General features: G+C 66.9%; 29 protein-coding genes. 12 read left to right on the top strand and 17 right to left on the bottom strand.

What is annotated here, in order from left to right; all coding sequences use genetic code 11:
- Positions 1-46 precede the first annotated feature (46 nt).
- Positions 47-475, top strand: a complete 429-nt coding sequence (locus QFZ42_RS05135; RefSeq protein ID WP_307699923.1) for a CBS domain-containing protein — start codon at positions 47-49, stop codon at positions 473-475.
- Positions 476-572: 97 nt separating this feature from the next.
- Positions 573-932 (top strand): HPF/RaiA family ribosome-associated protein, encoded by a 360-nt coding sequence (locus QFZ42_RS05130; RefSeq protein WP_307699922.1) that lies wholly within the window; start codon positions 573-575, stop codon positions 930-932.
- 77 nt (positions 933-1,009) lie between these two features.
- On the opposite strand, the gene QFZ42_RS05125 is transcribed toward QFZ42_RS05130, so the two are convergent.
- The 6 genes from QFZ42_RS05125 to QFZ42_RS05100 form a co-directional block, all read right to left on the bottom strand.
- Positions 1,010-1,315, bottom strand: coding sequence for a nuclear transport factor 2 family protein (locus tag QFZ42_RS05125; RefSeq protein ID WP_307699921.1), 306 nt, complete (start codon positions 1,313-1,315; stop codon positions 1,010-1,012).
- A 101-nt stretch (positions 1,316-1,416) separates the two neighbouring features.
- The gene (locus tag QFZ42_RS05120) at positions 1,417-2,346 is read right to left on the bottom strand and encodes an SDR family NAD(P)-dependent oxidoreductase (protein WP_307699920.1); all 930 of its coding nucleotides are present in this window, start codon (positions 2,344-2,346) and stop codon (positions 1,417-1,419) included.
- A gap of 111 nt (positions 2,347-2,457) precedes the next feature.
- A complete protein-coding gene (locus QFZ42_RS05115; protein ID WP_307699919.1) occupies positions 2,458-2,838 on the bottom strand; it encodes a response regulator transcription factor in 381 nt (126 codons plus the stop codon).
- A 193-nt stretch (positions 2,839-3,031) separates the two neighbouring features.
- Positions 3,032-4,588 carry a glutamate--cysteine ligase gene (gene gshA / locus QFZ42_RS05110; RefSeq protein WP_307699918.1) on the bottom strand — a complete coding sequence of 519 codons (1,557 nt, stop codon included), beginning with the start codon at positions 4,586-4,588 and terminating at the stop codon, positions 3,032-3,034.
- 162 nt (positions 4,589-4,750) lie between these two features.
- Positions 4,751-5,062, bottom strand: a complete 312-nt coding sequence (locus QFZ42_RS05105; protein ID WP_307699917.1) for a putative quinol monooxygenase — start codon at positions 5,060-5,062, stop codon at positions 4,751-4,753.
- A 56-nt stretch (positions 5,063-5,118) separates the two neighbouring features.
- Positions 5,119-5,784 (bottom strand): alpha/beta hydrolase, encoded by a 666-nt coding sequence (locus QFZ42_RS05100; RefSeq protein ID WP_307699916.1) that lies wholly within the window; start codon positions 5,782-5,784, stop codon positions 5,119-5,121.
- Between the two features lie 109 nt (positions 5,785-5,893).
- Here QFZ42_RS05100 and QFZ42_RS05095 point away from each other — a divergent pair, with 109 nt between their 5' ends.
- On the top strand, positions 5,894-6,361 hold the full coding sequence (locus tag QFZ42_RS05095; RefSeq protein WP_307699915.1) for a Fur family transcriptional regulator: 468 nt from the start codon (positions 5,894-5,896) through the stop codon (positions 6,359-6,361).
- A gap of 34 nt (positions 6,362-6,395) precedes the next feature.
- Here QFZ42_RS05095 and zigA read toward each other — a convergent pair whose 3' ends face one another.
- Positions 6,396-7,589: a zinc metallochaperone GTPase ZigA gene (gene zigA, locus QFZ42_RS05090; RefSeq protein ID WP_307699914.1), complete on the bottom strand. Its 1,194-nt coding sequence runs from the start codon at positions 7,587-7,589 to the stop codon at positions 6,396-6,398.
- A 113-nt stretch (positions 7,590-7,702) separates the two neighbouring features.
- On the opposite strand from zigA, the gene QFZ42_RS05085 reads away from it, so the two are divergent.
- Positions 7,703-8,365 (top strand): glutathione S-transferase N-terminal domain-containing protein, encoded by a 663-nt coding sequence (locus tag QFZ42_RS05085; protein ID WP_307699913.1) that lies wholly within the window; start codon positions 7,703-7,705, stop codon positions 8,363-8,365.
- Here QFZ42_RS05085 and QFZ42_RS05080 read toward each other — a convergent pair whose 3' ends face one another.
- The gene (locus QFZ42_RS05080) at positions 8,366-9,271 is read right to left on the bottom strand and encodes a LysR substrate-binding domain-containing protein (RefSeq protein WP_307699912.1); all 906 of its coding nucleotides are present in this window, start codon (positions 9,269-9,271) and stop codon (positions 8,366-8,368) included.
- A 133-nt stretch (positions 9,272-9,404) separates the two neighbouring features.
- On the opposite strand from QFZ42_RS05080, the gene QFZ42_RS05075 reads away from it, so the two are divergent.
- Together QFZ42_RS05075 and QFZ42_RS05070 are read left to right on the top strand one after the other, a co-directional pair.
- Entirely contained in the window at positions 9,405-10,730 is a 1,326-nt protein-coding gene (locus QFZ42_RS05075; RefSeq protein WP_307699911.1) for an MFS transporter, read from the top strand.
- A 37-nt stretch (positions 10,731-10,767) separates the two neighbouring features.
- Entirely contained in the window at positions 10,768-11,871 is a 1,104-nt protein-coding gene (locus QFZ42_RS05070) for a M14 family metallopeptidase (protein WP_307699910.1), read from the top strand.
- A gap of 16 nt (positions 11,872-11,887) precedes the next feature.
- Here the strand turns inward: QFZ42_RS05070 and QFZ42_RS05065 are convergent, their stop codons facing one another.
- From QFZ42_RS05065 to QFZ42_RS05055, 3 genes are read right to left on the bottom strand one after another with little or no spacing between them, the layout of a single operon-like run.
- Complete coding sequence (locus QFZ42_RS05065; RefSeq protein WP_307699909.1) at positions 11,888-12,685, bottom strand: enoyl-CoA hydratase/isomerase family protein; 798 nt, start codon at positions 12,683-12,685, stop codon at positions 11,888-11,890.
- A gap of 56 nt (positions 12,686-12,741) precedes the next feature.
- On the bottom strand, positions 12,742-13,182 hold the full coding sequence (locus QFZ42_RS05060; RefSeq protein WP_307699908.1) for a hypothetical protein: 441 nt from the start codon (positions 13,180-13,182) through the stop codon (positions 12,742-12,744).
- Positions 13,183-13,234: 52 nt separating this feature from the next.
- Entirely contained in the window at positions 13,235-13,507 is a 273-nt protein-coding gene (locus QFZ42_RS05055; protein WP_307699907.1) for a DUF2164 domain-containing protein, read from the bottom strand.
- 105 nt (positions 13,508-13,612) lie between these two features.
- Here QFZ42_RS05055 and QFZ42_RS05050 point away from each other — a divergent pair, with 105 nt between their 5' ends.
- Together QFZ42_RS05050 and QFZ42_RS05045 are read left to right on the top strand one after the other, a co-directional pair.
- Complete coding sequence (locus QFZ42_RS05050) at positions 13,613-14,803, top strand: lactonase family protein (RefSeq protein WP_307699906.1); 1,191 nt, start codon at positions 13,613-13,615, stop codon at positions 14,801-14,803.
- Between the two features lie 30 nt (positions 14,804-14,833).
- Positions 14,834-15,046, top strand: coding sequence for a hypothetical protein (locus QFZ42_RS05045; protein WP_307699905.1), 213 nt, complete (start codon positions 14,834-14,836; stop codon positions 15,044-15,046).
- Between the two features lie 49 nt (positions 15,047-15,095).
- Here QFZ42_RS05045 and QFZ42_RS05040 read toward each other — a convergent pair whose 3' ends face one another.
- Positions 15,096-16,004 (bottom strand): DUF808 domain-containing protein, encoded by a 909-nt coding sequence (locus QFZ42_RS05040; protein ID WP_307699904.1) that lies wholly within the window; start codon positions 16,002-16,004, stop codon positions 15,096-15,098.
- A gap of 85 nt (positions 16,005-16,089) precedes the next feature.
- On the bottom strand, positions 16,090-16,608 hold the full coding sequence (locus QFZ42_RS05035) for a GNAT family N-acetyltransferase (protein ID WP_307699903.1): 519 nt from the start codon (positions 16,606-16,608) through the stop codon (positions 16,090-16,092).
- A 93-nt stretch (positions 16,609-16,701) separates the two neighbouring features.
- Here QFZ42_RS05035 and QFZ42_RS05030 point away from each other — a divergent pair, with 93 nt between their 5' ends.
- The 3 genes from QFZ42_RS05030 to QFZ42_RS05020 are packed head-to-tail and all read left to right on the top strand — an operon-like array spanning position 16,702 to position 17,407.
- On the top strand, positions 16,702-16,851 hold the full coding sequence (locus tag QFZ42_RS05030; protein ID WP_015866429.1) for a hypothetical protein: 150 nt from the start codon (positions 16,702-16,704) through the stop codon (positions 16,849-16,851).
- Complete coding sequence (locus QFZ42_RS05025; RefSeq protein WP_307699902.1) at positions 16,848-17,129, top strand: VF530 family protein; 282 nt, start codon at positions 16,848-16,850, stop codon at positions 17,127-17,129. The genes QFZ42_RS05030 and QFZ42_RS05025 overlap by 4 nt, the downstream gene beginning before the upstream one ends.
- On the top strand, positions 17,126-17,407 hold the full coding sequence (locus tag QFZ42_RS05020) for a 2Fe-2S iron-sulfur cluster-binding protein (RefSeq protein WP_307699901.1): 282 nt from the start codon (positions 17,126-17,128) through the stop codon (positions 17,405-17,407). Before QFZ42_RS05025 ends, QFZ42_RS05020 begins: the two co-directional genes overlap by 4 nt.
- A 33-nt stretch (positions 17,408-17,440) precedes the next feature.
- Here the strand turns inward: QFZ42_RS05020 and QFZ42_RS05015 are convergent, their stop codons facing one another.
- Entirely contained in the window at positions 17,441-18,643 is a 1,203-nt protein-coding gene (locus QFZ42_RS05015) for an MFS transporter (RefSeq protein ID WP_373423306.1), read from the bottom strand.
- A 185-nt stretch (positions 18,644-18,828) separates the two neighbouring features.
- Between QFZ42_RS05015 and QFZ42_RS05010 the strand changes: the two genes are divergently transcribed.
- Positions 18,829-19,548, top strand: a complete 720-nt coding sequence (locus QFZ42_RS05010) for an RluA family pseudouridine synthase (RefSeq protein WP_307699899.1) — start codon at positions 18,829-18,831, stop codon at positions 19,546-19,548.
- Here the strand turns inward: QFZ42_RS05010 and QFZ42_RS05005 are convergent.
- The 3 genes from QFZ42_RS05005 to QFZ42_RS04995 all read right to left on the bottom strand — a co-directional run bounded on the left by QFZ42_RS05005 (position 19,532) and on the right by QFZ42_RS04995 (position 21,115).
- Complete coding sequence (locus tag QFZ42_RS05005) at positions 19,532-19,975, bottom strand: universal stress protein (protein WP_281147008.1); 444 nt, start codon at positions 19,973-19,975, stop codon at positions 19,532-19,534. The two genes, QFZ42_RS05010 and QFZ42_RS05005, sit on opposite strands and share 17 nt — an antisense overlap.
- A gap of 109 nt (positions 19,976-20,084) precedes the next feature.
- Positions 20,085-20,834 (bottom strand): 2OG-Fe dioxygenase family protein, encoded by a 750-nt coding sequence (locus QFZ42_RS05000; RefSeq protein WP_307699898.1) that lies wholly within the window; start codon positions 20,832-20,834, stop codon positions 20,085-20,087.
- Positions 20,831-21,115 carry a DUF427 domain-containing protein gene (locus QFZ42_RS04995; protein ID WP_307699897.1) on the bottom strand — a complete coding sequence of 95 codons (285 nt, stop codon included), beginning with the start codon at positions 21,113-21,115 and terminating at the stop codon, positions 20,831-20,833. Before QFZ42_RS04995 ends, QFZ42_RS05000 begins: the two co-directional genes overlap by 4 nt.
- Positions 21,116-21,298: the final 183 nt, after the last annotated feature.

Below are 21,298 nucleotides of genomic sequence, written 5' to 3'. Positions count from 1 at the left end.
ATCGGCGCGTCGGTCGAACTGAAAACTTTTTGATGGAGTTACCGCGATGAAACCCGTCTCCGAACTGCTCAAGCGCCACGATTCCGCGGCCTGGCGCACCACGCCGGACACCAGCGTGTTCGATGCGCTGGCCACCCTGGCGCATTTCGAGGTGGGCGCGCTCATGGTGATGGACGGCGAGAAGCTGGTGGGCTTTCTCTCCGAGCGCGACTACACCCGCAAGGTGGCGCTGCAGGGCAAGAATTCCAAGGAAGTGAAGGTCTCCGAGATCATGACGCCCGACGTGATGACCGTCACCCCGCAGACCCGCACGCGCGCCTGCATGGCGCTGATGAGCCAGCGCAAGTTCCGCCACCTGCCGGTGGTCGACGGCAACAAGGTGGTGGGCATGATCTCCATCCAGGACTTGATGGACGACATCATTTCGGACCACGAAGAGACCATCGCGCAGCTTACGACCTATATCCAGAGCTGAGCCCCGGCTATTGCAGGGTTGGCTTGCATCCCTACGCGCAGCAGGGCCGTTTAGGGCGCACAGTAGGGGCTCGTTCATCCATCAGCAGGAACATGGCATGCAGATTCAGGTCAACACGAGCAACGGCGTCAACAACAAGGACGCGCTGGAGCGCTGGGCCGATACGGAAATCAAGCAACAGCTGAGCCGCTTTGTCGACGACGTGACCCGCGTCGAAGTGCATCTGAGCGACGAAAACCACGACAAGGCCGGTGCGGGCAACAAGTGCTGCGTGATGGAAGCACGCCTTGCCCACCACCAGCCGCTGGCCGTGACGCAACACGCCACCAGCCTCGACGAGGCCTTTCGGGGCGCGGCCGAAAAGCTCAAGCGCCTGCTCGACAACACGCTGGGCCGCCTGAACAACCACCGCGACCGCGACTCGATCCGCAAGGACACGGGGTTTATCGCAGAGTAGCGTGGGCGCCACCGGCGGCTAGCGCGGCCTGCGCGGTTTCCGCACGGGCGCCTTGGCGCCGGGCGTCTCGGCCGGAATCAACGGCGGCGCTTGCCGGCCTTGGTGGGCACATCGCCGCTGAACAGCACCACCACCCGGTCGCCCTCGGCAATGATGCGCTCGGTCTTGCTCCGGTAAGGGCCCGCGAACTGCGCGAACAGCGGCTTGATCAGTTCTTCGCGGATGGCCGCCTTGCCCGCGTAGGTGCGCGACCATGGCGTGGTTCCTTCCAGCGTCCAGGCGGCGTCGTCGGCCAGGCTGTCGATGAAGAGCTGGCCGTTGCCCTCGTCCAGTGCGGCATGGATGCGCTGCACCAGCGCCTTGTTGTCTGTCGTCGTGTTCATGGCGGCATTTCCTTGCGAATGAATGAACCGGAAGCCCCGGTGAATTCATTGGAAATGCTCCAGTGCGCTCTAGGTCAAGCGCCATGGACACGGATCACGCGTCAGCCCTTCCTTGCGTTCGCCATGGCCTTGCCGACCTCGTTGCTGCCTTGGGCGGTACCGCTCTGCGGCACGATCTCGCCCTCGCGCGAGGTCACTTCGGCGAGCCGCGCGGCCAGCTGTTCGGGCGTGTCCGCGCCGATGCCGAGCCAGGCGCCCTGCGTGAGGGTGATGTGCGCGGCTTCGAAGGTGCCGGCGCCCGCGCAAAGAATGGTGCGGTTCGGCGCGTCGGCGGAGGCCAGCACCAGCATGGCGGGCACCACGGCCTCGGGCTTGAGGGCTTCGAGCACTTCCTGCGGCATCAGCCCCTCGGTCATCCGCGTGGCTGCGGTGGGCGCCAGGCAATTGACGCGGATGTCGTTCTTCGCGCCTTCGATGCTCAGCGTCTGCATCAAGCCCACCAGCGCGAGCTTGGCGGCGCCGTAGTTGCTCTGGCCGAAATTGCCGTAGAGCCCGGAAGACGAAGTGGTCATCACGATGCGGCCGTATTTCTGCTCGTTCATGAGCGCCCAGACGGCCTTGGTGCAGTTCACCGCGCCCATCAGGTGCACATCGACCACCAGCTTGAAATCGGCGAGTTCCATCTTGGCAAAGCTCTTGTCGCGCAGGATGCCGGCGTTGTTGACGAGGATGTCGACCCGGCCCCAGGCGTCGACCGCCTGCTGCACCATGGCCTGCACCGCCTCGAAATCCGTGACCGAGGCGCCGTTGGCGATGGCTTCGCCCCCGGCGGCCTTGATTTCGTCCACCACGGCCTGCGCGGCGCTCACCGACGCACCGGAGCCGTCGCTTGCGCCGCCCAGATCATTCACCACCACCTTGGCACCGCGCGCCGCGAGGGCGAGCGCGTGCTGGCGGCCCAGGCCGCCGCCCGCGCCGGTGACGATGGCCACTCGGCCGTTGAAGTCGATGGGGGTGTTGCTGTTGCTCATGTGTCGCTCTCGCTGCTTTCCTTGGAGACGGGGGTATTTGCTGGCAGCCATGGCGGCCGCGTGGCGTTTTACCCCAGAAAAGCGCGCCGCCCCAGCTGCCCCGGCGCCGGCTCAGTCGCGCGCGTGACGCAAGGTTTCGCAGTAGGCCACCAGTTGGTCGAGCTCGGCCGACTTGTCGAAAAAAGCATCGGCACCCAGTTGCGCCGAGCGTTGGCGCATGTCGGACGTGGCGTAGTTGCTCAGCACCACGACCTTTTGTTCCGGCATGCGGTCGCGGCAGGCCCGGACCACGCCCAGGCCGTTGCCGCGCTCCAGGAAAAGATCGACGATGGTCAGGTCCCAGTCGTCGCGATGCTGATGCAGCCAGCGCACGGCCTCTTCCTCGCTGCTGGCGCAGGCCACCACGTCCGCGTCCGCCACGTCGTGGAGGAACCCGATGAGGTTTTCACGGATGAGGGCACTGTCCTCGACCAGATAGGCCTTGAAAGTCATGCCGGAATCTCCGGCCAGACCATGGGCCGGAACAGGAATCTGAAGCTTGCGGGGTGCATGCCGTCCATGGTCTGCGCGGCGCCGGCGCCCGCAGTGGGTCATGCAGGCCAATGCCTGTAGGTCATCGGCCCCCGCGACTGTCGTCAGGCGGGCTATGTGACAGTGAGACCTGTAGGACAGGACAAATTCAAGTTCAGGCCGCGACGGCCATGCGGCCATGGCCGATGCCCAGGCGCGCGGGCGACACGTATTGCTCGCGGTAGATCTCGAAGGGCATGGTGTCGGCGGCCTCGATGCGCTTCTGCTCCTGGATCGATTCCTCGGTCATGCGCTCGAACGCGGCCTGATCTTCGTCCGAGAACGGCAGCGCGAGGAGCTTGGCGCGTGTCTGCTCGGACTGCGCGCGCACGAAGCCGATGAACGAGTTGCCGTGGCGTTCTTCGACGGCGGCCAGCACGCGTGCGGAAGGCAGGCTGTCCGGATTCTGCAGGGCGGACAGCGCGGCTTGCACCGCTTCGGCGTGCTGCGTGCCGCCGTTCGCGGCATCGAGCGCGGCGGCAATGGGCAGGCATTGCTCGACCAGTTCGATGCCCCAGTCGGCCAGCGCCATCTCACGCCCGCCGCGCAGCAGGTTCAGTCCCGGCTCGCGTCCGCGCGCAGCGGTGAGGTGCTGGTTGTGGGCCAGCTCGGCAATTTCCTGTGGCGTGTCGGCCGGGCTGTCGCTGAGCAGGCACTGCAGCAGGAACACGTCGATGAAGCGCATGGTCTGCGCATTGATCCCCACCGGCTCGAAGGGGTCGAGGTCCATCAGCCGCACCTCGACGTATTCGACGCCGCGCTCGCGCAGCGCGTGCAGCGGACGCTCGCCGGGGTTGATCACGCGCTTGGGGCGGATGGTGCCGTAGAACTCGTTCTCGATCTGCAGCAGGCTGGTGGCCAGCTGGTTGTAGTCGCCGCCGAGATTGCGGATGCCGATGGCCTCGTACGCCGGCCATGGGCGCGTGAGCGCGTCCTGCAGCGACGCGCCATAGCCCTCGAGGCTGTTGTAGCTCACGGCCAGCGAAGCCTGGGCGTCGCTCTGGTAGCCGAGCCGGCCCATGCGCAGCGACGTACCGTGCGGCATGAACATGCTGCCGTCGCCGAGCGGCTGCAGCTCGTGCGGGCGGCCCGCGACAAAGCTCGAACACAGCGCCGGCGAGGCGCCGAACAGGTACAGCAGCAGGAAGGCGTGGCGACGGAAGTTGCGGATGAGCGCGAAATACTGTTCGCTCGACACGTCGGGCAGCGACCAGTTGTAGTGAATGCCCGAAATGGTTTGCATGCGCCGCCCGTAGCGGTGGCTCAGGCCCATGCGGTAGACGCTCTTGGCGCGCCCCACGTTCGAGGAGCCGTAGCGGCCGATGGGAATGGTTTCGTCGGTCGGCAGGCCGCAGGGCATGCTCGAGACCCACAGCCTCTCGTCGCCCAGCGTGTCGAGCACGCGGTAGGTGAACTGGTGGACGCGGGTCAGCTCTTCGAGCGCCGATTCGACATTGCCATGCACACCCGTGATGAGTTCGAGCTGCGATTCGCTGAAGTCGGTCGTGATGTGCGGATGGGTCAGCGCCGACCCGAGCGCGATCGGGTGTGGCGTGAGCGCGAGTTTGCCGTCCGGCAGCGCACGCAGGCTTTCCTTCTCGATGCCGCGCCGCATCCCCTTCAACCGCGCGGTCGAGAGCGCACCCAACCTCTCCTGCAATCTGCTGCTCATATTCTTATGACCCGTCAATCTTCTGAGGGGCTGGAAGGTAGCACGGCCGCGCGGGCACTGCTGGTGCAGGGAATCCCGGTAGCCGCTATGCTGCGCGGCGCTATTGTTTTGATAGCTGAGTTCACGGTTCTCGTGCTTTCAGGGCTCGTCCGGCACGAACGATCAGGCGCGTGCCGCCGCGAGGTCGATCTCGTCGGACTGGTAGACGGATATCTGCGGCATGCCGTCCGCCATGGCGGCCAGGGCCTTGGCAAAGGCGCGCGAGGCCTCGACGCGGAAATGCGCCTTCAGCGCCGCCATGTCGCTCCAGCGCTCCACGAAGGTGAGCCGCAGCGGCTGCTCCACGTCGGCGCTGACCTCGTGCGAGATGCAGCCAGGTTCGCTGCGCGAACGCAGCACATGCTCGGTGCTGATGGCCAGCATCGCCTGCAGGGTTTCGGCTTTCGCCAGGGCGTGTCCGATGACCAGAATCATTTTGTCGTCTCCTTTCGCGGGTGCGTGCGTGAAGGCGCCGAAGGGCATGAAAGGCGCTATGGCGCCAGCACGCGCAGAAGAAATCGGTTCAGGTCGGCAATTTCTTCCATGCAGACCGAATGCGCCATCGTGTACTCGTGCCACTCGACGGTATAGCCCAGCGCGGAGAGCGCATCGCGTGACTGCAGCGCCCTGTCGAGCGGCACCACCGGGTCTTGCCGGCCGTGGGCCAGGAAAACCGGGGTCTCGTGGTTGGCGGCGTGCCGCTCGGCCGCCGTGGTGGCTGCAATCGGCAGGTAGCCCGAGAGGCCGACGATGCCGGCCAGCCGCTCTGTGTGGCGCAGGCCGGTCATGAGCGCCATGGCGCAGCCCTGCGAGAAACCGGCCACCACGATACGGTCGGCCTTGATGCCGCGGCTTTTCTCGTGGGCGATGAGGGTCTCGATGGTGGCCTGCGAACGGCGCAGGCCCGCCTCGTCCTCGCGCGCGGCCAGGTCGGCCACGGCAATGTCGTACCAGGCCGGCATCTGGTAGCCGCCGTTGATGGTGACCGGGATCACCGGCGCATTCGGGAACACGAAGCGCACCGGGCCCACGCTCGACAGGTCGAGTTCATTGGCAATCGGCACGAAGTCGTTTCCGTCGGCGCCGAGGCCGTGCATCACGATCACCGTGGCGGTGGGATGGGGAGCGGTTTCGATTTCGATCGGGGAACGGGACATGGTCGGTAGAAGGTATTCAAAAAACGCGAAAACCAGACCTTAGCGCATTCGGGCCGCGCGCGGCGCCGTCTCACCGAATGCAACACAATGGCGGTTCCACGCAAAATTCATGAGCCCACACCCGAAGCCCTCCCCTGCCGCCAAGGCATCCGGCAGCGAAGCCCTGCTGCGCAGCACCGGCCTGCGCGTGACGCGTGCCGCGCAAACCGTGCTCGAATTGCTGGAACACGCCTCCCAGCCCCTGACGCACGACGACGTGGTGGCCGCCTACACCACCGCGACGGGTGAAACGCCCGACCGCGTGACGGTCTACCGCGTGCTCGACCGCTTGGTCGAAGCCGGCCTGTGCGACCGCCGCGTGGGCGCGGACCGCGTGAACCGCTTCTCGCGCCACGTCGAAGCCGCTTCGGGCAATATCTTCGAATGCGACCAGTGCCACAAGGTGCTGGCCCTGCCTTCCGACCCGGAGCTGCCCAAGGTGATGAGCCGGCTGGGCCGGGAGCTCCGCAAACAGGGCATCGACACGCGCCACACCGCGCTCACCCTGCACGGCACCTGCGGGGAATGCAGGGGCTGAGCGCCGGGCGATCCAGCAGCCGGGCGACTGCGGCCTACACGTTCCAGGAAGGAAAAGGGTCGGGAAGATTGGCCCACCACGAAGCGCCATAGCGCATTTCGCTGTCGGTCAGCAGGCAGGCATCGAGCCGCGCGCGCAGGCCGGCCTCGTCCATGCCGATGCCGATCAGCACCAATTCCTGCCGCGCGTCGCCAGTGGCCGGGTCCCAGTTCTTGCGGATGGTTTCCTGCGCTTCTTCGTCGGCCGGCCAATGCTCGCGCGGCACCGCGGCCCACCACAGGCCCGCGACGCCATAACGGCAGGCACCACCCGCTTGCGACCACGAACCGGCGCGCGTGGCGCGGCTCGCGAGCCAGAAGAATCCCTTGGAGCGCACCACGCCCTCCCACTCGCTTTGCACCAGGTCCCAGAAGCGCTGCGGATGGAACGGCAGCCGCGCGCGATAGACGAAGCTGCGAATGCCGTAGGTCTCGCTTTCGGGCGGGTGCTCGCCGCGCAGCTCGGCCAACCAACCCGGCGCGCGCTCGGCCTGCTCGAAATCGAACAGGCCTGTGTCCAGCACGCGGTCGAGCGCCACGCGGCCGAACTCCGAGGTCTCGATGCGCGCACGCGGATTGAGGCTGCGCAGAATGGCCATCAGGCGCTCCCGCTCTTCGGCCGTGACGAGGTCGGTCTTGTTGACCACCAGCACGTCGCAGAACTCGATCTGCTCGATCAGCAGGTCGACCACGGTGCGCGTGTCCTCGTCGCCGAGCGACTGGCCGCGCTGGCCCAGGCTGTCGGCCGAGCCGTAGTCGCGTAGGAAGTTGAACGCATCGACCACCGTCACCATGGTGTCGAGGCGCGCCACGTCGGCCAGGCTCTTGCCGTCCTCGCCGGCGAAGGTGAAGGTTTCGGCCACGGGCAGCGGCTCGGAGATGCCGGTCGATTCGATCACCAACTGGTCGAAGCGCCCTTCCTTCGCGAGCCGCCCGACTTCGACGAGCAGGTCTTCGCGCAGCGTGCAGCAGATGCAGCCGTTGCTCATTTCGACCAGCTTCTCGTCGGTGCGCGAGAGCTCGGCGCCGCCGTCGCGCACCAGCGCCGCGTCGATGTTGACCTCGCTCATGTCATTGACGATGACCGCCACGCGGCGTCCCTCGCGGTTGTGCAGGATGTGATTGAGCAACGTGGTCTTGCCGGCGCCGAGGAAGCCGGACAGCACGGTGACGGGAAGGCGGTCGGTCATGGATATGGTTTTATATGCAACAGAATTGCATTATATGAACCAACGCAACCGTGTTGCATTTGAATTTGCCTGCCCTCCGCGGTACGAAGCGTCGGCATAGACTCTTGCGCTGCATGACAGACCCGAGCCTTCCCGTTCTCTACAGCTTCCGCCGCTGCCCCTACGCCATGCGCGCTCGCCTCGCATTGGCCGCGAGCGGCGAGCATTGCGAACTGCGCGAGGTGGTTCTGAAGGACAAGCCGGCCGAGATGCTGGCCGCCTCGCCCAAAGGCACCGTGCCCGTGCTGGTGCTGCCCGACGGCGCGGTGCTGGAACAAAGCCTCGACATCATGCTGTGGGCCCTGCGCCGCAACGACCCGCTGCGCTGGCTGGACCCGGCTGCGGGCACGCTCGACGACATGCTCGCGCTCGTGGCCGCGTGCGACAACGGCTTCAAGCCGCAGCTCGACCGCTACAAATACCCGGGCCGGTTCGTGGACGCATCCGCCGACGCGCGCGAGCTGGGCGCGCAATTCCTGCTGCAACTGGAAGCTCGGCTCGCCGGTGGCTCCGGGCAGCAACTCTTCGGCGCGCGGGCGGCGCTGGCCGATGCCGCCGTCATGCCCTTCGTGCGGCAGTTCGCAATGGTCGAGGCCGCCTGGTTCGACGACCAACCCTGGCCGCTGCTGCGTGCTTGGCTCGCGGGCTGGACCGCCTCGCCGCTGTTCGATCGCGCAATGCGGAAGTACGCGCCCTGGGCCTCGGGCGGCGCGGGCGCCGCCTACCCGCCGGCCTGATCAGGTATTCATCGCAGCCGCGCAGGCGCGCTGGATGCATTCCACGAAGTGCTGCGCGGCCGGCGTCAACAGCTGGCCGCGCCTGCGTATGACGCACACGCTGAGCGTGGGCAGCCGCTCCTCCACCTCGACCCGGCGGATGCCGTGGCGCTTGAAGGCCAGGCGCACCAGCGGCTCCACGAACATGCCGATCAGGTCCATGGTGCCCACCAGTGCCAGCGCCACCGTGACCGACTGCCCCTGGATCACGCGCGCCGGCGGCGGCAGGCCGAGCGGCAGCAGCGGCGAGATCGTGTCGCGGCCGCTGAAGTGGTCGCCGTCGCCGGGCAATATCCATTCGGCCGTGTACAGCTCGCGCAGCGACCGGCTCGCGCGCATCGGGTGCCGCTCGCGCATGCCGATCACCAGCTGCACCGGAAAGAGCTCGAGCGCTTCGAAATCGGGGTCGAGCGTGCCGGGCACCACATGGGCGACGGCGAAATCCAGGTAGCCCTCGCGCAGCCGCGACATCATCATCGGCAGCACGGCCTCGCTGAACTGCACATGGACCGCGGGCAGGCGGGTGTGGAAGTCCTTGAACGCGACGGGCAGCACCGTGAGGGCGAATGAGGCGCTCACGGCCATCGATACTGTGCCCCTGACGCCGTCTCTGATCTGCGCGATTTCGTCGCGTGCGCGCCGCATGTCCGCCAAGAGCAGCCGCGCGCGCGGCGCAAAGGCCTCGCCGTATTGGGTGAGCTGCACGCCCTTGACGCTGCGCTCCACCAGCGGCGCGCCTACCTCGCGCTCGAGCTCGCGAACGATCTTGGTCACTGCGGGCTGCGAAAGCCCCAGCACGCGCGCCGCAGCGCGGATGCTCATCTGCTCGACCACTGCCACGAAGGCGTGCAACTGATTGGGTTTCATGGCAATGGATGACAACCAAAAGTTATCGTCATCGCCCAATTATTGTCTTTTCAGCAGCGCACCCACTCTTTAGCATCCGACGCCGATCGAGCACTTTCCCCGGCCACAACCGCAACAAAGACACTGGAGAGACATGAGCACCCCTTCCCCCGCGAGCCCCGGAACCACGCGAGCCAGCCGGCGCCGCACCATCGTCGCCACCACCATCGGCAATGGCCTGGAGTTCTTCGATTTCACCGTCTACGGCTTTCTTGCGCTGGTGATCGGCAAGCTGTTCTTCCCGACCTTCGACTCTTACGGCCAACTGCTGCTCACGGTGGCGAGCTTCGGCGTGGGGTTCATCATGCGGCCACTGGGCGGCATCGTGATCGGCGCGTACGCCGACCGCGCGGGCCGCAAGAAGGCCATGACGCTCACCATCTTCCTGATGGCGCTGGGCTGCGCGCTGATCGCCTGCACGCCCACCTATGCGGCCATCGGCGTGGCCGCGCCCCTCGTCATCGTGCTGGCGCGGCTGATCCAGGGCTTCTCGGCCGGCGGCGAGGTGGGCGCATCGACCACCCTGCTGGTCGAGCACGCCACGCCGGCCAACCGCGGCTACATGGCCAGCTGGCAGTTCGCGAGCCAGGGCCTGGGCGTGATGCTCGGCGCCGTGGTGGTGGGCGGCCTGACCTTCTCGCTCACGCCGGAGGCCATGCAGAGTTGGGGCTGGCGCGTGCCGTTCGTGCTGGGCATGCTGATCGCGCCCGTGGGCATGTACATCCGCCGCCACCTCGAGGAGTCGCTGCACATCTCGCCCGAGGCCGCGGCCGCGCCGCGCGAAAACAGCCTGAAGATCGTCTGCACGCAGCACGGCAGGACCGTGCTGGCGGCCATTCTCTCGCTGGTCGGCGGCACCACGGCCGCCTATGTGGTGACCTTCTACATGCCGACCTATGCCGTGCGCGAACTCGGGCTCACGCCCTCGGTGGCGCTGTTCGGCGCCGCGCTCACCGGACTGATCTCGTTCGCGCTGGCGCCGTTCGTGGGCAGGCTGTCGGACGTCGTCGGACGCAAGCCGCTGATTGTCTGGAGCCGCATTGCGCTGGCCCTCCTGATCTACCCCGGCTTCCTGTGGCTCAACGCCTCGCCCACGCCCGCGGTGCTGTTCATCGTGCTCGGCGTCTTGAGCATCGGCCTCGTGGCGCAGACGGTGCCGGGCATCACGATGCTGCCGGAGATGTTCCCGAAGGCGGTGCGAGCAAGCGGCATGTCGCTGGTCTACAGCGTGGGCGTGGCACTGTTCGGCGGCTTCGCGCCCTTCATCAGCACCTGGCTGCTCAACGCCACCGGCAGCAAGCTCGCGCCGGCCTGGTACCTCGTGGCGATGACGTTGGTGTCGCTGCTCGGCCTGCTCTGGCTGCGCGACCACACGGGCCGCGACATCGATGCGGCTGGCGCCCACGCGGCAGCCGCCTGACGAGCAATACCCCACGACATCCACGCACAGGAGCCTCATGCAAGCCCAATCCACCGCCGCCACCCGCCATTTCTCCGGCACGTACGCCGAAGCGCGCGCCAAGTTCCTCGATGCCGCGGCGAGGCGCGGCGCCGCGGTCGAATCCTTCGTGCTGCCGACGCACCGCGGCGCGCTCGGCGAGGAACTGGCCACCGACGTGGCGCTGATCGGCGCCAAGGACGCGAAGAAGCTGCTGCTCGTCACCTCGGGCACGCACGGCCCCGAGGGCTTCTGCGGTTCGGGCGCGCAGCTTGCCACGCTGAACGACCCCGACCTGCTGGGCCGGCTCGAACAGGCGGGTGTGGCGCTGCTGCTGGTGCACGCCGTCAATCCGCACGGTTTCTCGCACCTGCATCGCACCAACGAAGACAACATCGACCTGAACCGCAACCACATCGACTTCGGCGCGCCGCTGCCGGTGAACGCGGAATACGCCGAGGTCGAGCCGCTCGTGCTGCCCGCCACCTGGCCGCCGGCGCCCGCCGACGAGGCCGCCATGGCCGCCTATGTCGAGAAGCACGGCATGCGCGCTTTCCGCGCGGCCGTCACCCGAGGCCAGTACAGCTCGCCCGACGGCCTCTTCTATGGCGGTACCGCGCCCTCGTGGAGCAACCGCACGATGCGATCGATCCTGCGCAGCTACGCCGCGTCGGCCACGCACATCGGCTGGATCGACATCCACACCGGCCTTGGCCCCTACGGCCACGGCGAGAAGATCTACCCGGGCCGCAATGCGCCGGCCGACCTCGCCCAGGCGCACGCCTGGTGGGGTGCCGACGTGTTCGCGCCTTTTGCCGGCGACTCGGCCTCGGCCGATGTGTCGGGGCCGGTGGTCTCCATCGCCTATGACGAGTGCCCCAAAGCGAGCATCGCGCCCATGGGCCTGGAGTTCGGCACCCTGCCCGAGGGCGAAGTGCTGACCCGCCTGCGTGCCGACACCTGGCTGCGCCGCCATCCCGCGGCGCCCGAAGCGCAGAAGCGCGAGATCCGCCGGCAACTGCGCGACGCTTTCTACTGCGACAACGACGAATGGAAGGGCATGGTGCTGGGACAGACGCGCGTGGTGCTGCTGCAGACCCTGCAAGGCCTGAAGAAGGCCTGATCCAGCAGGCCGGACTTCAGCCGAAGTTCGGCGCGCGCCGTTCGCGCAGCGAAGCCACGCCTTCGCGCACGTCGGGGCCCGCGAAGCCCATGAACTCCATTGCCAGCGAGGCGTCGAACGTCGGCCCGGCCTGGCGCAGCCAGTTGTTGAGTGCGTATTTGGTCAGGCGGATCGCACTCTGGCTGCCGGCCGCGAGCCGGTCGGCAATTTCGTAGGCGCGCGGCAGCAGGTCGGCCTCGTCCACCGCGAGCGACACCAGGCCGATGCGCTCGGCCTCTTCCCCGCTCACCGGTTCGCACAGCAGCAGGTGGTACTTGGCCTTGGCCATGCTGCACAGGAGCGGCCAGACGATGGCCGCATGGTCGCCCGCCGCCACGCCGAGCCGCGTGTGGCCGTCGACGATCTTCGCGCCCTTGGCGGCGATGGAAATGTCTGCGAGCAACCCCGCCACCAGCCCCGCGCCCACGGCCGGGCCGTGCATCGCGCTCACGATGGGCTTGTCGCAATTGATGATGTTGTAGACGAGGTCGCGCGCTTCTTTCCACACGCGCTGGCGCACCGCGTCGTCGGTGGTCATGTCCTGCACCATCGCAAGATCGCCGCCGCCCGAGAAGCCCAACCCTTCCCCGCGCAGCACCGCACAGCGAACCGTGTCGTCGGCCGACACGTCGCGCCAGATCTCGGCGAGCTCGCGGTGGCCGTCATGGCCTGCCGTCGGCAGCTTGCCGTTGAGCGCGCGCATCTGGATATCGAGCACCGCACCATCGACGCCGCGGCGCGTGATGGCGAGGGTCTGGTAGCGGGTGTAGTCCATGGTGTCTCCGCCTCGCCTTACCGGCGAGGACATTCTTTTGGTCGAAAGACGGGGCTTTATTTTCGCGCCGCGACCTCGCGGCAGCGCTGCACATTCGCCTCGAAGCGCGTCGCCAGGCCGGGCTCGCATCCGTCGCCCGAGGGAGTGAGCTTGCACATGCCGACGACCACGTAGTCCATCACGGCCTCGGTACACATCGGGTACTTCGCCAAGTCGGGATTGGCCTGCGCCTTGAAACCCCAGCGCTCGGAAAACTGCACCGTGCGGGCCATCGCGCCCTGGAAGAAACTGCGGTCCTTCGCGGCGATGGCCGCCTCCATGCGAGGCAACTCCTCGTTCAGGTAGCCGACAGAATCGAGAGGGAATGCCGAAGGGTCCTGCTGTGCGCCGGCGATCGATGCGGCCAGCATGAGCGGCACGGCGACGAAGGCGCGCAGCCGCGAGACAGAAGAAGAAAGAGAAGGCGCGAAACGGGTGGTCGGGCGATGGTGTTGCATGGCCCTGGATTTTGCAACGTCTGGACGCATGTTTGCATCGCGGCCGCCAGGCCTACTTGCCTTTTTTCTGCCGGTCGAACTTGCGCCAGTACTGGAATTCGTCCTCGTGCACTTCGAGATCGACTTCCGAAATGCGGGACTGAAGGCGCTCCTGCACGTCGACCACGGCCTTGTTGTAGACGATCGGGCCGACCTCCTCGAGGAAGAAGCCGAGCAGCGCACCGGCTGCGATGTTGCCGATCTTCTCTTCCATGTTCTCGCTGAAGTAGCGCTCGATCGACGTGATCGCCTGTTGGCGCGCTTCCTTGGATATCTCGATGGTCATGCAGGCTGCTCGTGGGTGTTGGATTGTTCGATTGTGCCGCTACCATGCGCTGCGGCGGGCGTGCGCAGCCCGCAGTACAAAGACCTACAACACGGAGACCGACTCATGAAATTCCGCCGCCCTGCCGCATTGGCCGCCCTTGCCTTGGCCGCTCTTGCGGGCTGCACCAGCCTGACACCTACCGTGCCGCAGCGCCAGCTGATGGTGGTCGCCAACGACGAAAAGCAGTCGTGGAGCGATGCCGGTGCCGTGATCCTCGGCCCGATGGGACGCGACACGGTGCAGCTGCTCGACATCGGCACCGACCCGCTCGCACCGAAGCTCGTCGGTACGCTGCAGCTCGACAACACCATCGCCGGCCCGCCGACCAATCTTGCGATCACGCCCGGCGAAACGCTGGCGCTGGTCGCCAACTCGCTCAACGTGATCGAAGAAAACGGCGCGCGAAAGCAGGTGCCCGACAACCGCCTCTTCGTGATCGACCTGACCACCACGCCGCCCAAGCTGATCGACACGCTCACCGTGGGCAAGCAGCCTTCGGGCCTGTCGATCAACCGCGCGGGCAACCTCGCGCTGGTGGCCAACCGCGCCGACAACTCGGTCAGCGTGCTGCGCATCGCGGGCAAGAGGGTCACGCTGATCGACACTGTGCCCATGAACGATTCGGTGGCGCACGTGCGCTTCACGCCCGACGGCAAGCGCGCGCTGGCGGCCAAGTTCCCCACTCACAAGATCGCGCTGCTCGAAGTGAACGGCGAAAAGGTCAGCTACAACAAGGTCGACCTCGCAGCCGGCCTCTGGCCCTACAACGTCGACGTGACGCCCGACGGCAAGCTCGCGCTCACGGCCGACAACGGCAACTCCGGCGCATCGGACGGGCAGATCGACACCGTGAGCGTGATCGACCTCGAGGCCACGCCGCCGCGCGTGATCGACAAGGTGGTGGTCGGCGACGGCCCCGAAGGCCTCGCCGTGAGCCCCACCGGCCGGCATGCGGTCGCCGTGCTGCTGCGCGGCAGCAACGCGGCCAAGAACGCGTACTTCTACAACCGCAATGGTTCCGTGGTGCTGCTGAAGATCGACGGCAAGAAGGTGACGCGCGCCAATGAAGTGGTGGTGCGAGGCCTGCCCGAAGGCGCCGTGTGGAGCGCCGATGGCCAATACCTCTACGTGGGCAACTTCATCGACCAGGACATCACCATCCTGCGCGTGGACGGCGACACGCTGGTGCCGACGGGCAAGTCGTTTCCGCTGCAGGGGCATCCGGCGGCGATGCGCGGGACAATGACGCACTGACAACGCAAAACCGACCTGATCGACACAGCCATGGCGCAACCCAAACGACAACTCCGCGCGCTCGAGCGCGGCATCCTCTGCCTGGTGATCGGCGCCGCCGTTCTGCTGGCACCGCGCTTCCTGCAGGGCACGCGATGGTTCGACATGGTGGCCGGTGCCTACCTGGTCGGGTGGTTCGCACTGGTGCTGGGTGCGGCGCTGGTCGGGGTCGGCCTGTTCCAGCGCGGCAAATCGCGCGAATAGGTCGCGAACAGGAAAAAGGCGGGCCGATGCGGCCGGCCGGCGAGAAGGCTCAGGCCTTCTTGCCCCGGAGCTTGCCGACGAGCTCGACCGCCGCCAGCACGATGGCGCCGGCCACAAGGCCCACGCCCGCATTCACGCCCATGGACCCGAGGGCGCCGAACACGCCGCCCGTGGCCTTGGCCCAGTCTTCGACGGCATGGCCGAAGGCCGGTACGCCGTGCACCAGGATGCCGCCGCCTACGAGGAACATGGCCGCGGTGCCCGCCACCGACAGCCCCTTCATGAGCCAGGGCGCCGCCGCGAGAATGCCGCGCCCCAGGGCCTGCGCGGCCTTGCCGGCTTGCTGGCTCAGGTACAGGCCCGCGTCGTCGAGCTTCACGATGCCGGCCACCAGGCCGTAGACGCCGATGGTCATGATCAACGCGATGCCCGCGAGCACGGTGAGCTGCGTGAGAAAAGGCTGGCCCTGCACGGTGCCCAGCGTGATGGCGATGATTTCGGCCGAAAGAATGAAGTCGGTGCGCACCGCGCCCTTGATCTTGTCCTTTTCGACCGCGACCACATCGACCGCCTCATCGGCCACGGCGCGCTCGTGGCGCGCGGTGTCGGCCTCGTGTTCCTGTTTGTGCAGGAACTTGTGCGCGAGCTTCTCGAAGCCTTCGAAGCAAAGAAACGCGCCGCCCACCATGAGCAGCGGCGTGACCAGCCAGGGCAGCCAGCTGCCGATGGCCAGCGCCGCGGGCACCAGGATGAGCTTGTTGACGAACGAGCCCTTGCACACGGCCCAGACCACCGGCAGTTCGCGCTCGGCCTTGACGCCCGAAACCTGCTGCGCGTTGAGTGCGAGGTCGTCTCCGAGAACACCGGCCGTTTTCTTCGCGGCGACCTTGGTGAGGACCGAGACGTCGTCCAGAACAGTCGCGATGTCGTCGAGCAGCAGAAGCAGGCTGGTGGCCATGGCAAGGGTCGGTGTGGAAAAAAGAATCGGCGAGCTTAGCCGCAAGCCCGGTCCGCGCCGGCAATAACCGTACGCGGCGGACGCGTCAGACGACGCTGCGCTTGAGGCGGATTTCTTCGACCCGCACGGTGCCCAGTGCGGTGGTCTTGGCGGTCTTCATTTCGCGCTTGAAGCCGGCCAGCTCGATGAAGCGCATGGCGCGGTCATTGCGAATGGGCACCCACACGGTGACCGTGGTGCAGCCCTCTTCCTCGAGGCCTTCGCGTGCGGCATCCCAGAGCGCGACGCCGAGGCCCTTGCCCCAATGCTCGGGCTTGACGTAGAGGGCCCAGATCTCGCCCGTGGTGGACGGCGTCTTGGGATCGCGCGAGCGGTCGAAACCGACGAAGCCGACGATTTCGCCGTCCAGTACCGCCACCTGCACCTGCGGCTCGCTGAACTCGATGGCTTCGCGCCACTTGGCTTCACGGGTGGCCGGCGCCAGCGTGCGCAGCTCTTCGTCGGGCAGGATGCCCTGGTAGGCCGCCTGGGCGGCCAGGGTATGGACTTCGGCGACGGCCTTGGCGTCGCGCATCGTGGCGGGGCGAACTTCGTAATCTGACATGAATGCGGAAAATCTGATGGAACCGGGTATTGTCGCCGCACCGCTAAACTGCTTGCTACATACGCGGCAAACACAGCATCAACAGGAGTAGATATGGCCAAGGGTCAACAACGCGCGAACAAGGAAGCCAAGAAACCGAAGAAGGACACTTCTCCGCCCAAGCCGGTGGGCACCGGCGGCATCGAGCCGGTCCGCACGATCACCACCGCGGTGATCCCGCGCGGCAAGCTCAAGAACAAGTGACCGACGAAGCGCCAGCGCCCGCCAAGCCGGCCCAGCCCCGGAACCCGTTGCACGGGCTCACGCTGGAAGCCATCGTCACGGCGCTGGCCGAGCATTACGGCTGGGAACAGCTCGGCGAGCTTGTTCCCCTCCGCTGCTTCACGTTCGAGCCGAGCGTGGGCTCCAGCCTCAAGTTCCTGCGCAAGACGCCGTGGGCACGCGAGAAGGTCGAAAGCCTTTATCTCTTCATGCTGCGCGACCAGCGCCGTCAGCAGCAGCAACAGCAAACCCCGCGGTGAAAGTCCGGCTCGAACCCTCGGGCCTCGGCTTCGAGGCCGAGGCCGGCACCACGCTCCTGAAAGCCGCCGAGGCGGCCGGCATCGAAATGCCGAGCTCCTGCCGCAACGGCACCTGCCGCACCTGCATCTGCCAGCTGCTCTCGGGCTCGATCCGCCACATCGTCGAATGGCCCGGCCTCAGCGCCGAAGAAAAGGCAGAGGGCTGGATATTGCCTTGCGTGGCAGAGGCGCAAAGCGAGCTCGCGATCGATGCACCGAAGGCCTTCTCGGTCTTCTGAAAACCCGCGCCTGTCCGTTCTGTCTTGCCCCGTCTAGCCCTGCTTGACGGCCACAGCGGGCATCGCGACCACCAGCCGGTCCCGCTGGGCCAGCGAGGGGAACAGCTTGAACCAGCCCAGCGCCACCATCATGGTTCCCACGCCGCCCAGCACCACCGAGCCCACCGGCCCCAGCAGCGCCGCCGTCGCGCCCGATTCGAACTCCCCCAGCTGGTTGCTGGCGCCGATGAAGATCGAATTGACCGCGCTCACCCGGCCGCGCATGGCATCCGGCGTTTCGAGCTGGACCAGCGTCTGGCGGATCACTACGTTGACCATGTCGGCCCCGCCGGACACCGCGAGCGCGATCAGCGAAACCATGAAGCTGCGCGAAAAGCCGAACACCACCATGCACAACCCGAAGAGCCCGACGGCGATCAGCAGGGTGCGGCCGATGTGGCGTTCGATGGGTCGGCGCGTAAGCGCAATCGACATCACGAGCGCGCCCACCGCCGGCGCCCCGCGCAACAGCCCGAGCCCCCAGGGCCCGGTATGCAGGATGTCCTTGGCGTAGATGGGCAGCAGCGCCACGGCGCCGCCCAACAGCACCGCAAAAAGATCGAGCGATACGGCACCGAGCACGGGCTTGCGCTTCCAGATGAAGTCGACACCCGCGAACACGGTGGCCAGCGTGACGGGCTCGCGCGCGGCCGGCGTGTGGGCATAGCGCAGCCGCAGCACGAGCACGCAGGCGATGGCAAAGCACAGCACGCTGGCGCCGTAGACCACCGCCATGCCCGCCACGAACAACAGGCCGCCGAGCGCCGGCCCGCCGATGATGGCGCCCTGCATGCCGGCCGAGCTGAAGGCCATGGCACGAGGCAGCATGGTGGCCGGCACCAGAAGCGGCGTCAGCGCCTGCTGCGCCGGCATCTGGAAGGCGCGCACGGCGCCGAGCACCAGCGACAGGCCCAGCAGCAGGCCGCGCGTGTCATAACGCTGCACCACCGCGAGCAGCAGCACCAGCGCGACCACCCCCTGCACCGCGAAGCAGGCCGCCACGATGCGCCCCCGATGGCGGCGGTCGACCACGTGGCCGGCCAGCAGCGCCAGCAACAAGGCGGGAACGAACTGGTAGAGGCCGACCAGGCCGAGGTCCCAGGCGCTGCTGGTGAGCTCGTACATGTGCCAGCCAATGGCCACCAGCAGCATCTGCGACGCCGCGGTACCGAAGAGCCGCGCCATCCACAACTGCATGAAGGGGCGCTCTCGCCTGAGTTCGGAAAAGCTCGGGGGCGGCGGAACGGAGGCGGAAACCGGAGCAGGAGAAGCTGGTGGAGAAGCGGGGCCGGACATTCATTCGAGGATAGCCGAGGCGTCATGAGCTTGGCATGAGCGCGGGCTCTCCTTCTCCTTCCTTCTCTCTACACTCTGCGGCAGCCATGCCCGACACCGACCTTTTTATCGACCTCGTTCACGAAGACGCCCACCTGCTGGTGCTGAACAAGCCCGCAGGCCTCTTGTGCGTGCCCGGCCGCGGCGAAGACAAGCAGGACTGCCTGAGCGCACGCGCCATGCGGCAATGGCCTGATGCGCTGATCGTTCACCGGCTCGACATGGCCACCAGCGGGCTCGTGCTGATGGCGCGCGGCGCCGCCATGCAGCGGACACTCGGCGACGCCTTTGCGAACCGCCTGGTGCACAAGCGCTACGAGGCCATCGTGGACGGCACCATGCCGGTGCAAGACGAATGGTCGGTCATCGACACGCCGCTGATGGCCGATTGGCCGCGGCGACCGTTGCAGAAAGTGGATCCGGCCGGCAAGCCCAGTCTCACGCGGTGGCGGGCGCTGTCTTCAGCATCGGACGCAGAAGCCGCTGCCACGCATGTGCTGCTGGAGCCGCTCACGGGCCGGTCGCATCAACTGCGCGTGCACCTGCTCTCGATCGGCCATCCGATTCTGGGGGATGCGCTTTACGGCAGCGCCGAGGTCCAGGCGCGTGCCCCGCGCCTGCTGCTGCATGCGAGCGAACTGGGCTTCGTGCATCCGGCGACTCGGCAAATGCTCCGCTTTCAAAGCCCGCCGGACTTTGCCCTTTCGGATCTTTCCGCGCCTTCTTGCTCTTCTTCCTCTTCTTCGCTACTTACAGCCCGCCCTTGACCACCAGCACCGGCATGGTCGCGTCCTGCAGCACGCGCTGCGTCACGCTTCCGAGCAGCAGCTTCTCGATGCCGCTGCGGCCGTGGGAGCCCATCACGATCAGGTCGGCCGCGATGGCGATGGCAGTGTCGACGATGCCCTCGTGCACCACGTGGCCGTCGATCACGCGCTGGTCGCTGTGCAGGCCCTCGGCCGCGAGCGCGGCCACGCCGCGCGCGAGCGCCGCATTCGCGCTCGCGGTGGCCGCGGCCAGGTATTCGTTCTGGCCGAGCGCATAGTCCGCGCCCACGCCGATGAAGGGATAGTTGTCGATCACGTGAATCAACGTGATGCGGCTGCCGAAGGCCAGCGCCAGGCCGCTGGCCTTGCTGACCGCGAGCATGGAAGTTTCGGAGCCGTCGATCGGAACCAGGATGTGATTGAACATGGCGGACCTCACTTTCATTCGTTCGCGGACAGGCGCGGCTCGCAACCGAACCGGGCCTCGAATTTAACCCCTCGGCCGCGGCGTGACTGTAGGACTCAAGCCAGCGGGGTCAATCCCCCTGGAAACCCTGAGCGCGGCAGGTGACGACCAGGGTGTCGCGCCAGCCGGCGGCGCCTTCTTCGAGCGGCTGGATGGGCGTGGATTCGTGGATCACGCGCGCGTCGTCGAGCAGCAGCAGCGTCCAGGGCTCGGTCATGGTGAAGCGTTCGCCGCGCCGTCCGTTGGCTTCGAACACGCGCGTTTCGCCACCCTTGACGCCGCTGCGTCCGACCAGCGCGACCGCCACCAGGTCGACACCGTCGCGGTGCGCGCCTTCGGGCGTGGGCCGGCCGATGCCGCCCGCGGTATCGATGCGGAACTGATGCGCCTCGACGAACCACGGCTGCGCCGTGGTGCCGCGCATGCCGCTCGCCGCTTCGCCCAGGCGTTGCAGCAGGCGCTGCCACACCGGCTGCGCCACCGTGGCCTCGTGCATGGGCGCGAACCAGCGCTGCATGCCGCCATGCAGTGCGTTGTATTCGACCGGCTGCCAGTGCGCGCGATGCGGCACCTGCGCAATCGCCTCACCCGCCACCGTGAAGCACGCGTGGCGCCGCGTGCGGTAGCGGCCACCGTCCTTCAGGTATTCGTCGGGCGGAAGATCGTTCCAGTCGGCGTGCAGCGCCTCGAGCTGGCCGAGCGGCACGCCGAGCCAGTCGCTCACGCCCTGCGGGCTCAGCACTGCATAGCCTTGTTCGCGCAGCGCGGCCGGTAGTTCGGCGGGCTGAATGAACGGGGGCGCGAACGCGGCCGTGGTCACGACGCGGTGACTTTCACGTCCTTCCAGAACGCCACGCGATCGCGGATTTCCTCGGCTTCGGGCTTCGGGTCGGCGTAGTACCAGGCGGCATCCGCGTGGAGCTCGCCGTTGACCAGCAGCGAGTAGTAGCTGGCGGTGCCCTTCCAGGGACAGGTGGTCTTGTGGTTGCTGAAGGTGACGTAGTCGCGGTTGAGCGCGCTCACTGGGAAATAGTGGTTACCTTCGACGAGCACGGTGTCGTCGCTTTCGGCGATGGTGACGCCGTTCCAGGTTGCTTTCATGTCTTGCTCTCCAAGGGAAGGGATATTGTGCCCTTTGCTTTTGAACCGGATTTTCTGCCTGGAGATGGGGGCTTTGTTTCTTTCCCGAGGCCGGGTCTCGCCCCGGCGGGCGACTCACTTTCTTTGCTTCGCCAAAGAAACGTAGGCAAAAGAAAGGCGACCCCACTGTCTGCGACCCCTGCG

It is taken from the genome of Variovorax paradoxus (genome assembly GCF_030815855.1).
GTDB lineage: Bacteria > Pseudomonadota > Gammaproteobacteria > Burkholderiales > Burkholderiaceae_C > Variovorax > Variovorax paradoxus_M.
Note: the sequence above shows the minus strand (reverse complement) of the source record. Positions and strands in the feature narration are given on the sequence as shown.

What these genes read in the sequence shown, in the direction of transcription:
- QFZ42_RS05115 (WP_307699919.1), bottom strand. Translation starts at nt 2,838, where the DNA reads ATGACTTTCAAGGCCTATCTGGTCGAGGACAGTGCCCTCATCCGTGAA.
- QFZ42_RS05050 (WP_307699906.1), top strand. Translation starts at nt 13,613, where the DNA reads ATGAAATTCCGCCGCCCTGCCGCATTGGCCGCCCTTGCCTTGGCCGCT.
- QFZ42_RS05100 (WP_307699916.1), bottom strand. Translation starts at nt 5,784, where the DNA reads ATGTCCCGTTCCCCGATCGAAATCGAAACCGCTCCCCATCCCACCGCC.
- gshA (WP_307699918.1), bottom strand. Translation starts at nt 4,588, where the DNA reads ATGAGCAGCAGATTGCAGGAGAGGTTGGGTGCGCTCTCGACCGCGCGG.
- zigA (WP_307699914.1), bottom strand. Translation starts at nt 7,589, where the DNA reads ATGACCGACCGCCTTCCCGTCACCGTGCTGTCCGGCTTCCTCGGCGCC.
- QFZ42_RS05055 (WP_307699907.1), bottom strand. Translation starts at nt 13,507, where the DNA reads ATGACCATCGAGATATCCAAGGAAGCGCGCCAACAGGCGATCACGTCG.
- QFZ42_RS05130 (WP_307699922.1), top strand. Translation starts at nt 573, where the DNA reads ATGCAGATTCAGGTCAACACGAGCAACGGCGTCAACAACAAGGACGCG.
- QFZ42_RS05045 (WP_307699905.1), top strand. Translation starts at nt 14,834, where the DNA reads ATGGCGCAACCCAAACGACAACTCCGCGCGCTCGAGCGCGGCATCCTC.
- QFZ42_RS05005 (WP_281147008.1), bottom strand. Translation starts at nt 19,975, where the DNA reads ATGTTCAATCACATCCTGGTTCCGATCGACGGCTCCGAAACTTCCATG.
- QFZ42_RS05070 (WP_307699910.1), top strand. Translation starts at nt 10,768, where the DNA reads ATGCAAGCCCAATCCACCGCCGCCACCCGCCATTTCTCCGGCACGTAC.
- QFZ42_RS05065 (WP_307699909.1), bottom strand. Translation starts at nt 12,685, where the DNA reads ATGGACTACACCCGCTACCAGACCCTCGCCATCACGCGCCGCGGCGTC.
- QFZ42_RS04995 (WP_307699897.1), bottom strand. Translation starts at nt 21,115, where the DNA reads ATGAAAGCAACCTGGAACGGCGTCACCATCGCCGAAAGCGACGACACC.
- QFZ42_RS05015 (WP_373423306.1), bottom strand. Translation starts at nt 18,643, where the DNA reads ATGCAGTTGTGGATGGCGCGGCTCTTCGGTACCGCGGCGTCGCAGATG.
- QFZ42_RS05060 (WP_307699908.1), bottom strand. Translation starts at nt 13,182, where the DNA reads ATGCAACACCATCGCCCGACCACCCGTTTCGCGCCTTCTCTTTCTTCT.
- QFZ42_RS05085 (WP_307699913.1), top strand. Translation starts at nt 7,703, where the DNA reads ATGACAGACCCGAGCCTTCCCGTTCTCTACAGCTTCCGCCGCTGCCCC.
- QFZ42_RS05030 (WP_015866429.1), top strand. Translation starts at nt 16,702, where the DNA reads ATGGCCAAGGGTCAACAACGCGCGAACAAGGAAGCCAAGAAACCGAAG.
- QFZ42_RS05095 (WP_307699915.1), top strand. Translation starts at nt 5,894, where the DNA reads ATGAGCCCACACCCGAAGCCCTCCCCTGCCGCCAAGGCATCCGGCAGC.
- QFZ42_RS05075 (WP_307699911.1), top strand. Translation starts at nt 9,405, where the DNA reads ATGAGCACCCCTTCCCCCGCGAGCCCCGGAACCACGCGAGCCAGCCGG.
- QFZ42_RS05040 (WP_307699904.1), bottom strand. Translation starts at nt 16,004, where the DNA reads ATGGCCACCAGCCTGCTTCTGCTGCTCGACGACATCGCGACTGTTCTG.
- QFZ42_RS05105 (WP_307699917.1), bottom strand. Translation starts at nt 5,062, where the DNA reads ATGATTCTGGTCATCGGACACGCCCTGGCGAAAGCCGAAACCCTGCAG.
- QFZ42_RS05080 (WP_307699912.1), bottom strand. Translation starts at nt 9,271, where the DNA reads ATGAAACCCAATCAGTTGCACGCCTTCGTGGCAGTGGTCGAGCAGATG.
- QFZ42_RS05035 (WP_307699903.1), bottom strand. Translation starts at nt 16,608, where the DNA reads ATGTCAGATTACGAAGTTCGCCCCGCCACGATGCGCGACGCCAAGGCC.
- QFZ42_RS05120 (WP_307699920.1), bottom strand. Translation starts at nt 2,346, where the DNA reads ATGAGCAACAGCAACACCCCCATCGACTTCAACGGCCGAGTGGCCATC.
- QFZ42_RS05135 (WP_307699923.1), top strand. Translation starts at nt 47, where the DNA reads ATGAAACCCGTCTCCGAACTGCTCAAGCGCCACGATTCCGCGGCCTGG.
- QFZ42_RS05010 (WP_307699899.1), top strand. Translation starts at nt 18,829, where the DNA reads ATGCCCGACACCGACCTTTTTATCGACCTCGTTCACGAAGACGCCCAC.
- QFZ42_RS05125 (WP_307699921.1), bottom strand. Translation starts at nt 1,315, where the DNA reads ATGAACACGACGACAGACAACAAGGCGCTGGTGCAGCGCATCCATGCC.